Origin of the sequence: Bacillus sp. AFS017336, from assembly GCF_002555445.1 — a bacterium.
GTDB lineage: Bacteria > Bacillota > Bacilli > Bacillales > Bacillaceae_G > Gottfriedia.
This window is the reverse complement of sequence record NZ_NUCO01000016.1, coordinates 1-21,469: the sequence shown is the minus strand read 5'-3', so window position 1 is coordinate 21,469 and position 21,469 is coordinate 1. Positions and strand designations below refer to the sequence as shown.

General features: G+C 32.1%; 17 protein-coding genes. 8 read left to right on the top strand and 9 right to left on the bottom strand.

The genetic code is table 11. The features are described from left to right. Positions 1-16: 16 nt before the first annotated feature. Positions 17-781, top strand: a complete 765-nt coding sequence (locus CN601_RS08100) for a DUF2935 domain-containing protein (RefSeq protein WP_098170735.1) — start codon at positions 17-19, stop codon at positions 779-781. 170 nt (positions 782-951) lie between these two features. On the opposite strand, the gene CN601_RS08095 is transcribed toward CN601_RS08100, so the two are convergent. After that, positions 952-1,647, bottom strand: coding sequence for a helix-turn-helix transcriptional regulator (locus CN601_RS08095; protein WP_098119322.1), 696 nt, complete (start codon positions 1,645-1,647; stop codon positions 952-954). A 566-nt stretch (positions 1,648-2,213) separates the two neighbouring features. On the opposite strand from CN601_RS08095, the gene CN601_RS08090 reads away from it, so the two are divergent. From CN601_RS08090 to CN601_RS08075, 4 genes are all read left to right on the top strand, one after another. Beyond that, complete coding sequence (locus tag CN601_RS08090; protein ID WP_098119323.1) at positions 2,214-3,116, top strand: LysR family transcriptional regulator; 903 nt, start codon at positions 2,214-2,216, stop codon at positions 3,114-3,116. Positions 3,117-3,403: 287 nt separating this feature from the next. After that, positions 3,404-3,667 carry a CD3324 family protein gene (locus tag CN601_RS08085; protein WP_098119324.1) on the top strand — a complete coding sequence of 88 codons (264 nt, stop codon included), beginning with the start codon at positions 3,404-3,406 and terminating at the stop codon, positions 3,665-3,667. A gap of 148 nt (positions 3,668-3,815) precedes the next feature. After that, positions 3,816-4,451 carry a FusB/FusC family EF-G-binding protein gene (locus CN601_RS08080; RefSeq protein ID WP_098170734.1) on the top strand — a complete coding sequence of 212 codons (636 nt, stop codon included), beginning with the start codon at positions 3,816-3,818 and terminating at the stop codon, positions 4,449-4,451. A gap of 188 nt (positions 4,452-4,639) precedes the next feature. Next, on the top strand, positions 4,640-4,897 hold the full coding sequence (locus CN601_RS08075; protein WP_098119326.1) for a hypothetical protein: 258 nt from the start codon (positions 4,640-4,642) through the stop codon (positions 4,895-4,897). Positions 4,898-5,597: 700 nt separating this feature from the next. Here CN601_RS08075 and CN601_RS08065 read toward each other — a convergent pair. After that, entirely contained in the window at positions 5,598-6,173 is a 576-nt protein-coding gene (locus tag CN601_RS08065) for a Uma2 family endonuclease (RefSeq protein WP_179865491.1), read from the bottom strand. A gap of 316 nt (positions 6,174-6,489) precedes the next feature. After that, positions 6,490-7,236 (bottom strand): TerC family protein, encoded by a 747-nt coding sequence (locus tag CN601_RS08060; protein ID WP_098170732.1) that lies wholly within the window; start codon positions 7,234-7,236, stop codon positions 6,490-6,492. Positions 7,237-7,421: 185 nt separating this feature from the next. Here CN601_RS08060 and CN601_RS08055 point away from each other — a divergent pair, with 185 nt between their 5' ends. Then, entirely contained in the window at positions 7,422-8,333 is a 912-nt protein-coding gene (locus tag CN601_RS08055; protein ID WP_098119330.1) for a bifunctional helix-turn-helix transcriptional regulator/GNAT family N-acetyltransferase, read from the top strand. Between the two features lie 146 nt (positions 8,334-8,479). On the opposite strand, the gene CN601_RS08050 is transcribed toward CN601_RS08055, so the two are convergent. From CN601_RS08050 to CN601_RS08040, 3 genes are all read right to left on the bottom strand, one after another. Next, positions 8,480-9,229 carry a class I SAM-dependent methyltransferase gene (locus tag CN601_RS08050; protein ID WP_098170731.1) on the bottom strand — a complete coding sequence of 250 codons (750 nt, stop codon included), beginning with the start codon at positions 9,227-9,229 and terminating at the stop codon, positions 8,480-8,482. 24 nt (positions 9,230-9,253) lie between these two features. Continuing rightward, on the bottom strand, positions 9,254-10,966 hold the full coding sequence (locus CN601_RS08045; RefSeq protein WP_098170730.1) for an ABC transporter ATP-binding protein: 1,713 nt from the start codon (positions 10,964-10,966) through the stop codon (positions 9,254-9,256). 589 nt (positions 10,967-11,555) lie between these two features. After that, positions 11,556-12,866 carry a helix-turn-helix transcriptional regulator gene (locus tag CN601_RS08040; RefSeq protein ID WP_098170729.1) on the bottom strand — a complete coding sequence of 437 codons (1,311 nt, stop codon included), beginning with the start codon at positions 12,864-12,866 and terminating at the stop codon, positions 11,556-11,558. A 615-nt stretch (positions 12,867-13,481) separates the two neighbouring features. On the opposite strand from CN601_RS08040, the gene CN601_RS08035 reads away from it, so the two are divergent. Next, on the top strand, positions 13,482-14,726 hold the full coding sequence (locus CN601_RS08035; protein ID WP_098170728.1) for a helix-turn-helix domain-containing protein: 1,245 nt from the start codon (positions 13,482-13,484) through the stop codon (positions 14,724-14,726). Between the two features lie 111 nt (positions 14,727-14,837). On the opposite strand, the gene CN601_RS08030 is transcribed toward CN601_RS08035, so the two are convergent. The 3 genes from CN601_RS08030 to CN601_RS08020 all read right to left on the bottom strand — a co-directional run bounded on the left by CN601_RS08030 (position 14,838) and on the right by CN601_RS08020 (position 20,427). Then, positions 14,838-15,374, bottom strand: coding sequence for a hypothetical protein (locus CN601_RS08030; RefSeq protein ID WP_098170727.1), 537 nt, complete (start codon positions 15,372-15,374; stop codon positions 14,838-14,840). Positions 15,375-15,425: 51 nt separating this feature from the next. Further along, complete coding sequence (locus CN601_RS08025; protein ID WP_098170726.1) at positions 15,426-16,136, bottom strand: hypothetical protein; 711 nt, start codon at positions 16,134-16,136, stop codon at positions 15,426-15,428. Between the two features lie 148 nt (positions 16,137-16,284). Next, positions 16,285-20,427: a S8 family serine peptidase gene (locus tag CN601_RS08020; RefSeq protein WP_098170725.1), complete on the bottom strand. Its 4,143-nt coding sequence runs from the start codon at positions 20,425-20,427 to the stop codon at positions 16,285-16,287. Positions 20,428-20,901: 474 nt separating this feature from the next. Between CN601_RS08020 and CN601_RS08015 the strand changes: the two genes are divergently transcribed. Next, positions 20,902-21,465: a signal peptidase I gene (locus CN601_RS08015; protein WP_179865490.1), complete on the top strand. Its 564-nt coding sequence runs from the start codon at positions 20,902-20,904 to the stop codon at positions 21,463-21,465. The last annotated feature ends 4 nt before the right edge of the window (positions 21,466-21,469 follow it).

Below are 21,469 nucleotides of genomic sequence, written 5' to 3'. Positions count from 1 at the left end.
TAACAGGGGGGATTAGATGCCAGATTTTGTACAAACTGCTACCTACGAACACTCATTTTGGTTGCATGTTTTAAGAGATCATTCTCAATTTATTTTAGACGCTTTGCCATCTAAACAAGAGGAAGAAATTAAAATTGCAAAGTCATTTTACATAATTTTTAATGATTTGTTTTCTAGTGTAAATAACAGCGCAAATATTAACGAAATTACGATTCAAGCTGAAAAAAATGCACTAGCTCTCCGTGATTTTAAATTATCATTGCTAACAAAACACATTACAGACGCCAATTTTAAGATTTACTTAACACCAACGTTTTTAAATCATATGGTTAATGAATTGGAAGAATACTTGTTAGTACTATCCTACTTAAAACAAAATCAAATCCCTCCGATTTTCCATGAACTTCATCACCATTTACTATGGGTATTAGATGCAGCAGGTCACGCTGATGCCATTTCTAGTAATCTCGATGGCACTGAATATATGCTAAGAAAAAAGGGTCATGAATTTATAAAGCATTTCGAGCACTTCTACCTTAAAGCAGTAGAGTTAACTGGATATTTACGTACAAAACTTAACACATTTCCAGCATTAAAAAGAATGAATCAAGATATAAAATTGGAGATTCAACTATTCCAAATTTTCCTTAAGGAAATTGAAGAATTAGATATATCTAGCCAAATGTTAAGTAATTTTTCTGCGTTAATGGCAGACCATATGTATCGGGAAGAAGTGTACTATTTACAAAAATTAGAGGAATCTGCTTCTACAAATACTTAATTTACATTTAAAAACCATCACTTGGAATAGTCTACATATTCTCTAAACTGTCCAGCGATTAAGCTTTACCTACTATCTCAATTTTTATTTAGTCTACTCCAAAACTAAAGCACTCTATTAAACACGCATTCATTAATGTTGTCTACGTGTTTTATAGAGTGCTATTTTAGTTAATTTACTTCCTGCTTAATAGAGATCCAATTATTCTTTATCACTTTAATTACTGCATTTAAACGATCTTGAACATCTAATTTCATTAAGATATTAGCAACGTGATTTTTAACAGTCTTATTCGAAATAAATAATTCTTTTCCAATTTGGATATTAGAAAATCCTTTTACTAAAAGGTGCAATATTTCGAATTCTCTATTTGTAAGTAATTCTTTAATATATTTGTCATCAGGTGGCATAAAATGGATAGAATTCTCTTTAAGGAATCTATATTCTTTTATTAATTCATTTGTAAAACGATTGTCTACCATGAATTGTCCACCTTGAACTTGCTTTACAGTATTTACTAAATACGCTTCATCAACGTCCGTTAAACAAATCCCCTTCACTCCTACGTTTAGTAAACGATCTATTTCGTAAAAGTCTAAAGTATTTTTTATCGTTATTATTTTAGTAGAATCATCATGTAACATAATTCTTTTCGCTTCTTTTACCATTTCTTCGCCTGAAACCTGCGTTATAAGAACTGAATTACTAACTTCTTGAATTAGTACATTTTCTTCTATATTAAATTTAATTGCGTTTATTTGATTGAATTCTAATATAGTACGAATACCCGCCACGAAAAGCGAATTTTCAACAAAAATAACAGTATTATTATTTATCGGATGATTAGTTACTAATTTTGCTAACACTACTACCACCTCCGAATACCTAATTTTTTTATAGTAACATTAGTTATTGTACATATTTGAATTGATTTAATAAATTTAATATTTTTGAAATTAAAGTTAAGCTCTTCTTAAACAAAGAATTATTACATTCACTAAATTATGATTAAGTATTACTTACAACATTAAAATCTTAAATAAATAGATAAAATTAGGGTTTCAAAAACTTATAGTTTTATATTATGATGAATATATACCGAAATTTATTTATTACTATAATTTTCTCCGAGAAAAAAATCACTTTATAACGTCTAAACCTCTTACTATTCATGAAGCAATTAATACAATAAAAATTTAAGAATTATTTTAATAATACAAATTTAACTTTTCACAAGATTTTCCAGAGAAAAAAGTGTATCATTAAACTGTTTTCTTATTGTTAAGTGTTCCTTCATAATGTCCGCAAGATAATTTTATAACCTCTCTAAAATTATTGAAATAAAATTTTTACCAACGATGTCCACTGTCTTTAAGTTTTAATGGTCTTAGGTTATTACGTTATTAGAATTTTATACAATTAGGAGCTTACTATGAATTTTGAACAATTAGAGTATATTGTTTATGTAGCAAGTGAAAAATCGATCTCAAAGGCTGCCGAAAAATTATTTATTTCTACGTCAGCCATTAGCCAATCTATTTCACAACTGGAAAGGGAATTAAATATAACAATATTTAATCGTTCAAGAATAGGAACTACTCCAACACCTGAAGGTAATATTGTTATAACGAAGGCAATAAATATTTTATCGAATATTAAGCAGTTAAATGATGAACTTTGTAATTTAAATATAAAAAAAGAAAAACAATTAAAAATAATAGCAGCAACTGCATTTTTTGATATATTTCAAGAAGCAGTGACTAACTTCAATCTAGAAAATCCTCAAATCTCAATTGATGTAGAAGAAATGCTCCCAGAACAATTACTAAAGAATTTTAATCATGATCGTAATGATGTTGGCTTCTTACCGATCGATAAGGAAGAATTAAATAAATATCCAAAACTGGGAAAAAAGTTAATTAATAAAGCAAGAATTGGAATTGTAGTAGGAAAAAATTCTAATCTATACAATTATGAATATGTTACACCTGCAGATCTAAATAATGAGAAAATAGTAATCTTAAAAAATACAAAAAATAGCATTGTAAAAAAATTCTCAAAAAGCTTGTCTAATCATGCAATTTTGACTACGAACAATCCTAGATTACTGTTAAATGTCGTTAAAGAAAGCACTGCATTTTCATTTATCCATGAATTTACAGTAAAAAACTATCCTACATTTCGTACTGATGAACTAAAAGTAATCCCAATAACTTATACTGATGAATCCGATTACATATATCAGGATGTATGGGCCATTTTTTCTCAAGAAAATGGATTATCTAGTTCATCAAGAGAAATTATTAAACATATGTTATTTCAACTAAATAAATAATTTAAAGGAATAATAACAGTCCATATAGTGGAAGGTTTTATTCCTTTTTCAAATTATTCATATCAACAATGCAAACAAAATAAAATTCATTTATAATTACTTTTAGGAGGTGATCGATTATGACAAACACTGTTAATTTGTCAGATAAATCAGCATCCCATGCAAAGCCTAGTTTTAGAAAGGCGATACTTTGCATGGGTAGGTTTTAACTAATCGCCCAAGTAAGCAGTTCTAATTTGATGGCTTTGCACCTTATTTAACTAATAAGAATAAGGGGCTAATCAAAGATGGCATATATAAAAGCAACTGCTATTTTACCAGAGAAATTATTATCGGAAATACAAAAATACGTACAGGGAGAAACTCTTTATATTCCAAAATCTGAAAAGGTTCCAAAAAAATGGGGCTCGCGTTCAGGTACAAGAAAGCTAATTGACGATCGAAATAATGCAATCAAAAAATCATTTAAAAATGGTCAACCAATTGAACAATTAGCTAAAGAATATTTCCTCTCAATCGAAACAATCAAAAAAATTGTATATACTAAATAGATAAACTGACACTGACTAGCTATGGTCAGTGTTTTTTTATGGCTAATTTGTTTATTACCTAAACTCAGCATATATAAATCCATTAATTTGTTGTAAATTAATAGATGTTAAGTCTAACTTGAACTTTCCTAAATTAGGAGTGATATAAATGGAACCTTTTATTCGAACGGAACAATACAATTTTATTAAACAACAGCTTCAAGTCCTTACAAATGGGCACTCATCAGTAAATGACAGAGCTGTTTTAAACGCTCTACATTCTCTAGTCAGCGATAAAGCGCTAGGTTTATTTACTGACCTTACAAAAGAGCAACAACAACTGTTCACACAAATTGACACAATTAAAAAATCCGAACAGGCAGAAGTATTACTAAGACAATTACTACCATATGTAATTCCTTTTAAAGAAGTATCAGAGCAATCCATAAAAAAATTATTTCCAAAAGCTAAAAAACTGAAACTTCCAATCCTAAAAAACTTCGATTTACTACAAACAACGTATATTGGATGGGACGATCTAGGATCAAATTCAAAATTCATTGTAACTTATTTAAATCACAAATTAATCGGTTTACAAGGTACTTTTAATCCTATTAATAAAAAAGGAAATTGTACGATTTGTAATAAATTTGAAGACTTAGGTTTATTTATGACAAAAACTAAAGGAAAAATTGAAGGTACTTTCACTCAAAGAGGAAATTATATTTGTAAAGATAGTCAAAAATGCAATCAAAATATTACTTCCTTAGATAAACTACATGATTTTATTACCATAGTTAAATAGGAATTATTAGTGCAAAAGAATAATAAAACAATAACTAAATGGGCTGTCCAAAAGTCGGGATAACTGACAAATAGATAGCCCTTATTTAAATTAAAGATTCTGTGAAAAATTAAAAACTATTCATTCTTAACGGATAACATGTAAATACTAACTATGAAATTTACTAAACGAAATGGAGATTAAAAAGAATGAATGAAACGAATGAAATGATTGAAACTCTAAAAAGTCTACACAATGAAATAAGCGTTAAGCTTAGCAATACATTCAACTTTGCAGAAACCAATGACAATCATAACCAAAGTAAACATCATGACTATGCTGAATTATCTAAAGTTGCTAAAGAACACTTAGAACAAAATAATGAACACCAAATAGCTAGAACAATTTTAAAGCATTTAGAAGCATTACTTAGTGAGGTTGATCAAATAAAAAACGCTAACGTTTAAGTTCATATCATACATTGAGACATTAAATAGAATTATATTTAACATAAATTGCTCTCTACTAAAGTAGGTTGGGGGTATTTTAGCGATGTTTTTTATTTATAGTGGGTTGTCATTGATGTTGAACAGATTTCGCAACTATTTTAGTCAGTTTTGAAAGAATTAGATCAAACAAATTAACTTTATAATGATAAGCAGCTACTGTTGAACAATTTTAGAAGATAGTACCCCTACCGGTATGAGTATTATCTTATCTAAAATGGAATCCCATGGAAATTAATTGCACTTTTACATAATTAAATTGCAGTTTTGATTATTTTAATTGCAGTTTTCCTATTTTTATTTGCAGATTCACTATTTTTATTTGCACTTCAGCATTTAATTCAGGATTTTATTTTTTATTTGCAGATTTCATACGTTTATTTACACGTTCTCCAGTTTTATTTGCACCCATTATAGATTACAACAGCATTCCTGGTCACATTATAGACAATTAGATCTAGGCAATTACCATTCTCACTCGATTCCCCTCTCAATAAAAGAATCCGCTGACCCTGGATAAGAATGGTCTTCCCCTGCTTGAATACTAGCTCGTGGTACTTCTTGAATTCTTGGTGGTTCAAAAGCAATATCAAAAATTCATTTTCTATTTCCTCTTTTCTAACAAAATAAAAAAGAGCACCCTTTAAGAGCACTCTTCTGCTTATTCTCCATATGAAAACGTTTCTTCTCCACTAATCTGTAAATCTTCAAACTGCTTTGAAGTAATCACATCTTCTCGACTATATACGTTCCATAGTCTGTATACGCTATTTTCTAAAGCATGTATTTCTATCGTTTCGTTGATCGGATCAACTATCCAATATTCACTTACACCATGCTTTTGATAGGTATTATATTTTTTTAATCTGTCATTTCTAGCAGTAGATGGCGATAATACTTCTACAATTAAATTCGGCGCACCCTTGCAACCATGTTGGTCAATTTGGCTTTTGTTAAAAATTATCGATAAGTCTGGTTCATATACATTATCTGCACGTTCATAATCCTTTAACTCTGAAAAGCGCACACAAAAAGGTGAAACAAATACTCTGCATTCTTTTCCTTTTAGGTATATACCGAATTCCGTTGTCAAAAATGAAACAATACCTTGATGTTTTGTCGTTGGGGCTGCCAGCAAAACAGGTTCCCCATCATAAATTTCATAACGACTTCCTTCTGGAGAAGAAAGATAATCTTGAAATGTGTAGCCTCTCTCTTCATTTCTATTGATTTCCATAAGCACACCCACCTTCATCATCTCCCTTCAATTTATCATAAAAGAGTGAGCCTAAGCCTACTCTTTATTCATACATACTCAAAATCAAAGATTGTTGGTTCTGTGATTTCTTTTAGATTGAATTTACCTAAGAAATCGAAATCATCAACTGACTTCACTCTCTCGATTCTTATTTACATATTCCTAAATTTAATTTGCATTTAAATTTGGAATCTACATCGACTTTTCTTCCCCCTACAATAAATACTTTCTTAAAGTAAAAAACAAATGCCCCTAAAAGTTATACTTTTGGGACATCGTCTTTCATTTATTTATTTTATTCTGCGTTTACGTCGGGTGTTTTCTTTTTAGAGAAAAACCATCCACCTAGAGCAATTAGAAGCATTCCTGTCCAGAAGATTATATTCCAAATTGGGCCTTCAACAAAGTGATGTGAAATAATGTGTAGTGAAGGATGTGCTAGGGTATGCATTAGTAGTTTAACCCCTACCCAACCAACTAGAAGCATAGCAGCTGTTTCTAGACTTGGGCGTGTCGTAAGCAACTTTACAAATATACCTGCTGCGAATCGTATAACGATTAGTCCTGCTATTGCTCCAATGATAATGACGATAAATTTAGCGCCATCCATGCCGCCTATATTACTCATATTAGTATTAGGCAGGTCAATAACTAGGGCTACTGCTGCTAGTATTGAATCAATGGCAAATGCAATATCTGCTAATGATATTTGAGCGACTGTCATTGCAAAGCTTTTCCCTTTTTTCCCTTTATCATTGTCGTGCTTTTTCAATAAATGCTTTAATGCAATGAAAATTAAATAGGCTGCTCCGATCGCTTGAACCTGCCATACATCAAAAAGAAATGAAATAATGAAAATGGCACCGATTCTAAATATAAACGCTAAAAGTAAACCAATATTTATAGCTTTCTTTTGTTGTTGTTCGGGTAAATGCTTAGCCATAACGGCTAGCACTAATGCATTGTCGGCCGATAATAAGCCCTCTAATAAAATTAATATCAGTAATACCCATCCATACTCTAGTAAAAGAGATAGTTCCATACGTTCCCCCTATTTTAATTTACTTTTAACCTCTTTTTAATTATATTCTCATTTTCGTATTTTCTTTATCCAAATTTTTGAATATTCTAGTACAATTTTATTGTTTGTCATTCTAATTAGTTGACTGAGTCAACTATTATAGTTATAATAAATCTAAAATTTCAGAATATTAGGAGTGGTAATAGATGAATTATATTGAAAAAATACGGAAGTTTAACAGACATTATGCAAATGTATTAGGGAAAATTGATCAAGAAATTTACAATCATCCATTTCCGTTAACTGAAGCTAGAATCATTACTGAAATTAATGAAAACAGAGGATGTACCGCTTCCGATATTATCGGGAAACTAGGTATTGACCGTGGCTACTTAAGTCGAATAACTCAACGATTTGAAGATGAGAACATTATCGAAAAAATTCAATCACCTGAAGATAAGCGTCAATATTCTCTTCATCTAACTAATAAAGGGAAGGACATCTACAGTAAATTAGTTGAGGACGCGAACATCGGGGTTGAAAAAATGATTCAAAGCTTTTCTCATGATCAAATAAAGGAATTAGTAAAATCAATGGAAACAATTGAATCAATTATCTCATTAAACAATTCAAATAACGCTGAAGTATCAGTTCGACCATTTATTCCCGGAGATGTTGGGTATGTCGCTTATATACATGGAAGAATTTATAGTACAACCTACCAATTTGGACGAGTATTTGAATATTATGTAATGAAAGGTTTAAGTGAATTTCTAATGAACTCCAAGGGCGGTGAACTTTGGGTTGCAGAGGTGAATGGTGAAATCGTTGGATCAATCGCTATTACGAAGGCAAATGAGTCCGTTGCTCAACTTAGATGGTTTGTATTAGATGAAAGGTTCCAAGGCCTAGGAATTGGTAAAAAATTAATCGAGACGGCACTAAACTTTTGTAAAGAAAATCAATATGAGCATGTCTTTTTATGGACGGTTAGTACTTTAGGGGCAGCTAGATATCTTTATAAAAAATATGGTTTTACTTTAACTGAAGAAAAACCTAATTTCGAGTGGATTGGATCGGAGTTAATTGAAGAAAGATGGGATTTGGCCCTTTCATAAATAGTGCTACATTAAAAAGATAATAAATGCTGTTTTTTTAAATTAGCATAACCTTTATAACAAATTAAAAATAAACCCTGTCTTTATTATTGAAAAAAAATAAAGAGGCAACGTATTATACATACGCTGCCTCTCAATCTTTCTATTTACACATGCCCTAAATAACTTTTAGTAATATAAGGATAAACGATTTTACCATTTAAACTATACTTATTAAATAAATTGCCTAGTGCACTTCTATATGTCTCATATTCTTTTTCCCCACGCAACGGAGAAAAGGAAGATGACATGTTCCTACCTAAAAATCCTTCTAAATCCATTTCAAGATCATTTTTATAAACTTTTATTTCAAAAATACCATCTTTAAAAAATTGCTCATAAACATCCGGAGTATCTTCTATTCCACCACTAAAGCCGTTAAACTTAGGACAAGTTTCATTGCAAATCTCCTGCAATTCAATCATTATTGGGCTTGATAAGTCTTTGCTATTCCAAACTAGAGAGACTTTTGAACCCTCTTTTAAAATGCGTTTGCATTCTAATTTGAATTTTTCTTTATCAAACCAGTGAAAAGCTTGTGCTACCGTTATTAAATCAACACTATTATTTTTTAATGAAGTATTTTCAGCTGTTGCATTAATTGACTTATATTTTTCGTATTTATTCAGAGCCATCTCTGCGTTTCTCCGCATATCATCATTCGGTTCAATTGCTATAACATATAACTTTTTTTCAAGTAAAAGTTTAGTTAAAATACCTGTCCCTGAACCAATATCTGCAATGACACTACTCTCACTTAATTGATTTCCAGAGAGTAAATTTTCGATATATTCTTTCGGATAACTTGGACGATGTTTTGAGTATAAATCTGCTTTACCAGTAAAATTTTCAATCAATACAAAACACTTTCTTAAAAAATGTTAAATTTGATGAGCATGAAGCTTAGCAAAAATTCCATCTTCCTGTGATAGTAGTTCTTTATGAGTACCATCTTCAGCAATACCTTCTTCTGTTATGACTAAAATTCGATCTGCTTTTTTAATTGTGCCTAATCGATGAGCGATTACTAGCGTTGTACGGTCTTTTGATAAATCATTCAATGCTTCTTGGATAATTGCTTCTGTCTCTGTATCTAACGCTGATGTTGCTTCATCTAATATTAGGATTGGCGGATTTTTCAAAAACATCCTAGCGATTGCTAAGCGCTGCTTTTGTCCTCCTGAAAGCTTTAATCCTCTCTCACCAATTTGAGTTTCATAACCGTCTGGCAATGAAGCGATTAAATCTGTTAGGTGAGCTTTTCTTGCTGCTTCTTCAATCTCCTCATTAGATGCATTTAGCTTACCGTAAGCAATATTTTCTTTTAATGTACCAGTAAATAAAAAGACATCTTGCTGAACGATTCCTATATTTTTTCGTAATGATTCTTTCGTCATATTTCGAAGATCGATTCCATCAATTGTGATAGCACCATTTAAAACATCATAAAATCTTGGAATTAATGAACAAATTGTTGTTTTCCCTGCACCTGAAGGACCTACGAAAGCGATTGTATTGCCGGCCTCAATTGAAAAGGATAAATCATTTAAAATTGTACGTTTGTTTTCATAACCAAAAGTAACATTTTTGAACTTAATATCTCCTCTTAGATTAACGACTTCAATTGCATCTTTTGTATTTACAATATCTGGCGCATTATCAATTAATTCCGTAAATCGTTTAAAGCCCGCCATACCTTTTGGATATAGTTCAAGTAAAGCACTAATCTTATCAATTGGTTTAAATAAAACATTTAAATATAAAATAAACGCTACTAATTCTCCATAAGATAAAATTTTCGTAAAACTTAACCATGCTCCAAAAACTAAAATAACAAGTGTCATTAATCGAGTAGATACATAGATTCCTAGTAAATTCATGCTCATTACTTTATAAGCTTTTAATTTTGTTTTGCGGAAGTATTGATTATTTTTATTAAATCGTTTCATTTCATATTGTTCATTTGTAAATGATTGAACGACTCTTACACCTGAAACACTATCTTCAACTTGCGAGTTTACATTCGCAATATTCCCATACATTTTACTCCATGAATTATTCATTTTCATGTTTGAGTATGAGATTAACCAAACTAAAAATGGCACGATAATGATGGCTACTAATGCAAGCTTCACGTTAATTGTTAGCATAATCCAAAATGCCCCGATGAAGGTCATAATTGCAATAAATAAATCCTCTGGACCATGGTGTGCTAATTCTCCAATATCCATTAAATCATTTGTAATACGGCTCATTATATGACCAGTCTTTGTATTGTCAAAGAAACGGAATGATTGACGTTGAACGTGATTAAATAACTCACGACGCATATCAGTCTCAATATTAATACCAAGTTTGTGGCCCCAATAATTCACAACAAATTGCATACCAGAACTTACTAAATAAAGTACTAAAAGTCCGATACTGATCGAGATAATTTTACTCCAGTTCCCTTCCGGCAGCAGTTTATCAATAAACCAAGACACTGCTAAAGGAAATCCAAGCTCCATTAACCCTACTAATATTGCACAGAAAAAGTCTATATAAAATAACTTTTTGTGCGGGCGATAATAACTAAAAAAACGTTTAATCAAAATACGGCACCTCTATTCTATTGATTAATCTAGTTCGTTAGATGTTAATACCTTACCATATGTGTTTTAAGTGTGCTATCATTTCAGAATTTTCCAACACAAGTTTAGTAAGAGACCCAAAACAAGATTTACAAGGAAGAAATACATTTTTGGTGAACTTAATTTATGTTTTAGAGACTGCTATTAATATAGATAATTTTATTCATTCGCATAAATGGAATTCTATTTTTATTTATAAGAAAAAGTAGACATAAAAAAACTACTCGATTAAGAGTAGTCATTACTTATCCACATTCAAGATCTACTTAATGTATATTACTTTGAACTAGGAATCATATTTCATCAATTAAAACCATCATTTATGTAAGTTAAAATAGTGATTTTACTAGAAGAGGCTATTCTACAATATTGAGGTTTCGTAGAAATTGAGAAATCCTTATCGATTTAATGATTGGATTTTCTAAAAAGAAGAAATATCAGAAGAAGAGAAAACAATGATCAGCACTATTTAAGAACTGAAAAAAAGCTAAATAAAGTATTTCATTCTATTAAGGCTAAACTAGTTCAGTTCAACTTGTCTTTTTTTCTATTAAAAATTTAGTTTATTCTCCGTTGATATTAAATTCAAGTTTTCAAGCTCCAAAGGACTTTCAAGATTATGAAGTAATTTCTTAAGAAACTGATTGGATATTTTTAGATAATGGTAGGCAGTAGTGATCTCATTTTTTTCTTCATAATATGCTATTATCATATCGAAGTATTTCATCCCATTGCTTAATACTACATTCTGTTCTCCCCTTGGAGGCACATGCTTTATTAAATATTTAACAAGCTGCTTTTTATTTTTAGTGGCTTCTAGATACAATATTTTAAGCTTAATATAATTTGATGATTTATGGTCTTGAAAGTAATCCAATTCTGGTTTTAATAGTTCTACAGCCTTTTCATGTTGGTTATATTGGATAAGCATCTCTGCGATCGTTGAGATAGTCAAATAATAGGAATGTGTATATTTCTGTTTAAATTGAAGTGATTGAGAGAAATATTCAAGTGCTGTTTCAACATTCCCCTGTCTTTGATGCAAATAGCCTAAATTATGCAGAGCCATTGCTTTCATAATTATATCCTGTAGTAAATCGGCATCATTTAAAATTAAACCTAGCATTTGTTCCGCTCTATTAAATTCACCAATGTAAATTAAATTAACAGCCATTATGATTTTGATATGCATAATACGTAAGATGTTGTTTTTATCTTGAAAAACTGCTAATGCTTTATTTGCATAATCAATGGATAAAGAATACTGAAACATATGACCATGTGTTGTCGCTCGATAGTAATAATAATCAGTAATTTTTTCACTATATTGTTCTGCTTCTTCTTCCAGTTTGTTTAGAATATTGAGCGCTTGTGCGTATTTTTGTGTTCGGCCATAATAAATAGCTTGGAGAAACTTCCATACAAATAGCTCATATGAAGAATACTTTGGTACATCCTTTTTCATTTTCAACGACTCTTCCTCAAATTCCGAAAATCGATCCAAGTATAATAAATAACGAAGCATATATAATTCATACAAATAGATGATCTCTAAACACTGGACAAATTCTTTATGCTCCATTAGCTCGTCATATAATGTTGCTGCTTTTTCTTTATGAAGACGTTCCATGGCATCATAAAACAAATCAAGTTTCTGCTTTAAAAGTTGAGTTTTTTTAGTTTCTTCCTCAATTGAGATTTCCAATCTCTCGCATAGCTTTTGCAACGTTTTTATATTCGCTTCTTTGGAATTGTTTTCGATTTTACTCAAGTGAGTAGCAGAACAAATTCCATGGCAAAGTTGTTCCTGAGTCATATGTTGCTTCTTACGATGATAATAAATGATTTTCCCGATAGACATAAAGCAACTCCCCCTATTTAATCCCAATACAATCTAATAACATTATATATGTCATAATCTATATCAACATATATGATGTTTTATTTTTCAACCAAGGCATTTTATTTGAATTCAATATGCTATTTGTTTAATGCTTATAGATCGATTAAAGAAAAAAAGAAAAATTCTAACTAAACTCTAACCACTTTTCAATGGTTAGAGTTTTATTTTTAATTTTTTTTTAATAAAAAAAGTATGATAATCTTCCTTTTTTCAAAAAATTTCCCAAGTTAGAAAACATACAATTTTTAATTATTAGTGCTAGTTTATTTTGAAATAAAAACGTATAAAGTAAGAAAATTCTACTCTAATTTACAATATCTTTCCCAATTAACAGAATTTTCCCACTTGTATATAATGAAATAACTCAGGAGAACATCGAATAGCTAGTGGGACATAATAATTTTAGAATGATTACCTACTACCGTCTTCGTTTAGACAATCCAAAAAGCAATAATATCATTTGGGCATTCTGCACAAAGAAATAAAATTCCAGTCTTCCAATAGTTGAACCTGATTAAATTAAAAGAAAAATTTGGTAAATTACCTAGTATTTAGATAGGGGGGACAAAAAAAGTGCTTGAAGGAAAAATTATAAAATTTTACAGGGAAAATAAAGGGATGACTCAAAGTGAATTAGGAGTGGGCATCTGTTCTAACACTCATTTAAGCAAAATTGAACGGGGCTTAACAGAAGTTTCGAAAGATCTAATAGAATTATTGTCTAATCGCTTAGAGCTCGATTTAAAAGCAGAAATAGAATCATATGCTCAATCGGAGCTACTATTAAAATCATGGCATGAAGCAATTATTTTACGATTTGATTCAAAAGCAAAGCTTCTAAAAGAACAATTGGAGGAGATTCCTCTTTTACATATTCCGAAGCTTTATCATCAATACTTACTTATACTTACTAGATACTATTTATCTTTTGGTGAAGCAGATAAAGCCATTCCAATTATAGCAGAAATAGAAAATCAACTTGATGATTCTCCATATAATACAAATATGTTACTTCATATTAAAGGAATCTTAGAATTACATAAAGGAAACTACAATAATGCCATTGCTATTTTAAAAAGGTTTGACTTGTCCCACTATTATAATCCAGAATTTTATTATCATTTGGCTGTTGCATATCATTCCATCAATTCTAAAACACTGGCTTATTATTACGCGAATAAGGCACTACAATTTTTTACCGAGGCTCGCAGTTTTTCTAGAATAATTGATTCAGAGATGCTAATGCTTATACAAGTAGAACAAGATGACTTTTATAATCCTGAAAGTATCTTAAGCTATAAAAGATTAATCGAAATGGCTGATAATTACAGTTTAGAGCATCAAAGGTCGATGATCACTCATAATTATGCATACTATCTACTTCGACATGGCTATTTTAAAGATGCTAGTGAATTATTTAAGAATGCATTAGAGGGTCGAAATCCTCTCTCGGAAAATTATATCGGGTCATTGGAAGGTTATTTAAATGCACTAAGCCAGCATGGAGAATCACCACGAGAAACACTCTATGAACTTGCTAAAAATGGTCTAAAACTTGCAAAAAAGAAGAAAGATACACTTTTCATTCATTTCTTCCGCATGCATTTGTATAAACTTCAACATCGAAAAGAAAAATATTTCCACTACCTAGAGGCAAAAGTATATCCTTATTTAACCGAAATCGGATTGTCTTTATTGACAGAGCATTATCAAGTACAACTTTTTGATCATTACATGGAAAAAGGGGATATTGAAAAGGCAAATAAATTTGCTACTCCACTGGTTGACAAGCATAGGAGAGTGAATATGTTCGTTTAATTAATATAAGGTCAGGAGATTGATACTTCTGACCTTATTATTTTTATCTGGCTCAAAGTTCCAAAACCATTATAGAACACTGGTGTAAAAGATAAACTTCGAAATGATTCTTCATGATTGTACCGAGTTCTCTTTGTCTACTTGATTATTTTCTTTAGGATCCACTTTTTTATCATTCATTGATTTAGGTGAAATGTTTGTCTTATCCTGAGGACTTTCACTGTTATTTTCCATTCCTGAGAGCTTGTTTTGATCAAGAGGGACGCTTATCATTTCATCAATATAATGATTTAAACCTAATAGATGATAATGATGTTCCTTCTCCTCACAGGAAACTTTTTGTTTCATCGTTTTATTAAAGGTTTCCCCTGGATGCAATAATAGGGATTGATCTACTAGTTTAATAGGAATCTTTATGCCTGAAATATTTTTAATAGAGATTTTTTGGGAAATCTCACATTTGCTTTGATAGATCACATCACCAGTGGAAATAGAAAGTAAGTCTTTAGTTGTAGCGTTGGTTATATCTCCATTTGCTCGAACCTCGTCCGTAAACCAAGCATATGTATTCAATTTACCAACAAATAGAAATAGGCAATAGATTAAAATAATGGAGTAAAAAACTAGCATACGCTTCTTTATTCGCATATAACCTACTCCTATCAGAAAAGCAGTCGATTAACCGACTGCCCAACAACATTATTCACCTTCATACTTAGAACCTTCATCTACTTGCTTCGCTTGAACTTTTAAATCAGCTGAATATTTTACTCCTTGATAGTCATTATTTGCGGTTTCATCTAATTTAATGGCAAACATCATATCAATATACTCATCCGATTTCAATCTCCAAAATCCTTGGTTCGCACCATTTCCAAGCTGCCAATTTTTATTGGATACAGCTGTATAACCTGCTACGCCTTCTTCTCCTACTATACCTGTAACCGCACTTACACCTGGTGCAATTTCGGATTCGTTACTAAATGTTTGAGATTCTACTACATTAGTCGTTCCATCAAATAATTTATCAAGCTTGATTTTCGCCGCTTTTTGAACATCACCTGTTGGTTTTTGCTTATATTTTATCGCAATATACCCAACTTTATATTTTTTAATATTAATGTCCTTGTCCAATTTCTGATATAAGGTAGCTTTAATATCTGTTGCTAGCGTTCCTGTATTATCGACCGTCATCCACTCCCCATACTTTAATTGGGATGGAGCAAAATCAACGCCATCAATAACTTTTTCTGTGATATTTTGTCCATTATTTAGTTGTAATGTTCCGTTAACAATCTCACCAGCAGCATTTGTCTCTGAAGTAAACCAGGAATACGTTCCAAATCCAACAGATACAACTAGTGCTCCTACTAGTGTCGTGCCTAATAATGCTCTTTTCACTTTTTTCATAAGCTTCTTCTCCCATGTAAGTCACATTTTTTTGTTAAGGTCACTAATCTTGATTGTTGGCCGAGGTCCGATTTGCCTTTACCTACAAAAATATTATGTAAAGACAAATCCCTCCGCCTTTTCCTAGATTAAAAATCCTTCTAGCTTTCTATTTTTTATTTGGCTCAAGACTTAAAGTGCGTAAAATATCTTCTAATCCTTTTTTGCCAAGCTTTTCTTGTGTCTTTGCATTTTTCTTTGCATTTTCTCCTATTTTCAAGAAGTTCGTTTCAATAAAACGAATATCTTTTTCATCTACTATGCCGTCCTGGTTGATGTCTTCTTTGTCATGTTTTTTACCGTAATATGCTGCAACTTGAACTAGGTCATTAATATCAATCACTTCATCCCCGTTTACATCGCCAGCAGGAAACTGATCTGTGTACGTTCGCTTGCTTACTCCTACTAGTTCTCCATCGACTTCTTTACTTAACTTAACAGTTGTCTTACTAGTTAAATGCCCAGGAACTTCTACATAAATATCATAATCTTTCGTTGAAACTGGAATTCCATGAATCTCATATTGTCCGGATCTATCAATCGTTCCTACATATTCTTGTCCACTTCCTGCTTTTGCATAAACTTTAGCATGGATTTTGGTTGTGTCATTTGAACTCAATGCTTCTGGCTTAACAAACCCACGTACCATAGAATGTTTTGGGATGATTGAGAACTGCTCATCTGTGAATCCCGGTATCGTTGTTTCCTTCGTTTCTCCAACTTTCGTATACATAAATTTATTTACATTCATGGCTGCAACTCCATCATAGCTTTCATCATTAATGACTTTAAATGTCACATCAAGGAATGGAGTATCACCATCAAAGCCTTTAAAATCTTTTTGATCAAAGGATGCACCAACATTTACTGTTTTCGTCCATAAATCATCTTTAATTGTCGGTACATCTAGAGAAACATTTAGTTTGTTGTCAGTTGCATATTTTTCAAAAGCTTTGTTTAGCACCACATCTTTAAATTCATATAAATTTTTCGCATATTCAACCCCATATTTTCCGGAAACAAGCTTTTTCACATTATTGATACTCAATGTCATCGTAATCGTATCACCTAGTTTGACTTTCTTCTTATTGTAGCTTGGTAATACATACTCTGTTCCTTCTTTGACAAATGTATAATTATAGCCAAAAAGATTCGCTGCTGATGCTAGATCAAATGGGAATAGTTTTAGATTTACAGGTGTTTCAACCTCTTCCGGTAATAACCCAAATTTGAAATCCCCGTTAGGTTGAAGAGGCAGGATTCCTGATGGCCATGCCGAATTTTGATAATAATAGAGCGAATTTGCAGTTTGATCATAGTTAAGACCTTTAGACTTTAATAGATCAATCGTAGAGTCATATACATTACCATGTGCCCATAAAGCATGGAAGCCATCTTCATCCGTGTACATTGACTGATCCACTTCGTAGAAACCTGGTTTATAGTCCTTGAAGGTTAATTCCGGTGGCTTATTATCCACAATAATCACTTCATCATTCACATATGTTTTTCCATCATTATCTTTAGCAATCATTTCAAATGTATAATCACCGTCAGGCAAACTAATAGGCTTATTAGCTATAGGATTCGCTGGGTCATTGGTAAATGGATAAACGGATCCTGTAAAAGCCCATAAAATATATCTTTCTGAATCTGGTACAATTTTATCGGCATTATATAGTGAACCAAGGAAGCCAACAGGCTGACCCGTTTTTCCGTCCTTGATGATAATATCGATTGTTTTCATCGGGCTCTTCAATTTAAATATTGCATTTACGAATGGATTTAAGTACGGATGAAATTTCGTTGTATCCGTTGCAACTGCCTGTCTATCTAATTCAGCATAGTCAATCCCTTTATCTGTGTAGCGAATCGAAAATGGTATCTGATAGTTTTCAGTTCCATCCTTTTCATTTACAAAATGGATATATCCTTCATATCTTCCTGGTTCAGCGTTAATCGGAACATGGATGGATGGTTGAATTTCTTTTGATTGGCCAGCGGTTACCGTGATAGATGATGGAGCCGTCATCTTCACACCATTTTTCACTGCATCCTTCACATTTCCTTTTGCTGGCGAATATTCCACTTCCACTTTAAATTCTTTTGCTTCTTTCGTATCTCTGTTTTGAATCACTACTTTTCTGCCTTCATCTATATCCTTATCTTTTTGATAATGGCTGCCTAACGCCATTGATCCTGTCTCTTCATCAATTACAACGATTTGGTTTCCATCCTTATTTTCTGTTTTATCAATTACTTTAATGGATGTATTAGCGTGAACCGCCTCGTACGTATCAACACGACCTGCCCCTACTTCATTTACTGAATACTTTTCTTTTAACTCATCCGCTGTATTCATCAAAGCTTCTTTCACTTCAAATGGTGTATATTCTGGATGCTCTTGTAAAATTAAAGCTGCTGAACCAGCAACATGAGGGGACGCCATTGAAGTTCCTGACATACGGGTGTAGGCGATATCGTAATTTTCACCATCTCCAGGGTCATTCATATATTCTGGATAGGTTGAAAAAACCGCCACTCCAGGTGCAACAACGTCAGGCTTAATATCATAGTTCTTCTCAACTGGTCCACGAGAGCTAAAGTCTGCTAAATGATCTCCCTCTGTATGCACGCTGCTCATTTCTTCAAATGTAAAGGAGCCACCGTCCAGTGATTTTAAACGTTCTCCTTCTGCTTTTGTAAGTTGGAAGGTTGGAACATAACTAGTGCTTTCTCCCAAATAAGTTGGAATCTCTCCATCTACATTGTTGTATACAATGATTGCCTTAGCTCCCGCGTTCTTAGCATTACGAATCTTTTCATCAAACGCGATATCTCCGCGTTGGATTAGAGCCAATTTACCCTTTAAGTCTTTTCCTGCAAAGTCACTACTTTTTCCTAACCCCACATAAATAACTGGGAAAGATTTTCCTTTTAAATCATCTAACTTGTCTGTAAAGTTCTTTCCTAGTAATTTCATTTCATTAAACTTTTCATTTCCCACACTCGCTGAATATGTAGCAATCGTTTGTGAATAATCACTTGCGCCAACTGTTATGGCAAATGCAGATGTACCTGGCGAGCCAACTGTTTTTTCACCCGGCCCCGAATTTCCGGCTGCAACCACAGAAACTACTCCAGAAAGCATTGCATTATTAATAGCTACTGAAGTTGGAGAGAGAGCATCATTAATGCCTTCACCAAGAGATAAATTGATTACATCCATTCCATCTTTTACCGCTTTATCAATTCCCGCAATAACGGCATCTGTAGTACCTCCTCCATAAGGTCCTAGCACACGATACACATAAAGATCAGCTTCTGGTGCGACTCCTTCCACTGCATGGTCAACATTATTTTTCTTTTCTCCAGCAATAGTTCCCGAAACGTGCGTCCCATGCGAAGTATAATAAGGTGCGCCAGAATTAGGGTCTATTTCAGGATACTTTGTTTTTTTCCAATCTTCATAGGTTGTTTCCATTGGATCATTGTCGTTGTCAACAAAGTCATATCCGCCTTTATATGCATCTTTTAAATCAGGATGATGATAGTCGACTCCAGTATCAATTACCCCTACTTTAATGCCTTTCCCTGTAATTTGTTCTTTATGGAGCTTGTCCACGCCAATTTGGCTATTGCTATCTTCAGATCCTGACATTGCTGTTGTCTTTAATTCTTGCTGGTCTTTCGGGAGATCCAATTTAATCTCCTTATTGTTCCATACTCGTTTAACAACACCTGATTGCACCAATGATTCAATCATATTACCCGGCATTGTTACCGCTACTCCATTAAAGGCATTTTTATATTCTCTAGTAATCTTTGATTCATTTAAATTTTGACTAAATGTAGTTTTTGAACCTTTAAGTTGATTAAATTCTTTTTTAAATTGTTGATGAGATTCCTCTACTTTATTCTTTGCAGAGGATAGTACCATTCTTTTTCCTGAAGCCATTTGTTTCATCATTTCCACTTGTGCTGGTTCTTGCTTGAACTCCACAATGACATTTACCATTTCAGGACTGTTAACTTTGATATCTGGCGCGATAACAAATTCTGTTCCTACTTCAATCTCTTTAAGTGCCTTTCTTTGTTCAACGCTTAAGTTGTTCAGTATTTCTTCGGCATTCGTAACCTTTGCCTTTTCCTGAGCCCTCGCCAACACATTAAATGGAACACCCGAAGCTGCTACTAAACTAACGGTTAATGCAGATCCTAACAAAACACGGCCAAATTTCCCTTTCTTCATTCCCTTTCTCTTCCTCCTTTATTTCCCTTTTTATTAGTGAACTAAGAAGCAATAATTTTTCTAGATGTCTTTATTCGATTACTTAGATTTGTTTTCTAAATTAGACGAATATTCACTCTATTCACATTGTAAATAGGCCACTATTTTTCGTAAATCGTGGTTTATCAGATCATCATAAAGCGGGCCTATTTCCCTGAATATTTATAGGATAAATTTCTCATTTTTGTTTTCTTTTGATGCTATTCATGAAAAAAACAACTTTATACCTATAGTCTATTTTCCTATTAAAAAATAATAAAAAATGAAAAAACAATAGTAATTACCCCAAAAAAGGCTAATATCGTTAATTTTTGAAAGTAAGAAAACCGTTTGGCAATATTCTGCAGTTTTAAAAAAAATAGCAAAAGCTTATAATGGGGTGAAATACGAGGGATTATAAGAATATTCTGATATCAAATGAAAGTTGGGGAACTCATGATTAAAACTGTATCGAAAAGCATTTCTATTATTTTTCTCATCATTATTTTACTCGTCATAGTATTTTTGCTGTACTTCACATTTCAATCAAAAAAACATTCGGAGAAAATGCCCTCCATTTTTGGAGTCAGCCCATTAACCGTGTTAACTAACAGTATGCACCCATACATTAAAGCTGGTGACTTAGTCATTATTAAAAAGGCAAAGCCAGCAGATGTAAAAGTAAATGATGTGATTACTTTTAGAGATTCACCATCAAAATTTTTTACCCATCGTGTCGCCTCCATTAAACAAAATCAAGGAAAGATTGGATTTGTGACAAAAGGGGACAATAACAATACAGCAGATATCAATGTTGTCACCTCTAAGAATCTCGTTGGTAAACTAGTATTGATAGTTCCCAAAGCTGGATATTTCGCAAAATTTGTTAGTGGTCCAGTTGGATTTATTCTATTAATACTAATACCTGCCACGGGATACATTTGTTTAGAGGTTTTTGAAAGACTTTCTAAGCCAAAAAAACAATCGTCTGATATTCTCAAGAGTGAAGTGACCCCATAAAGTT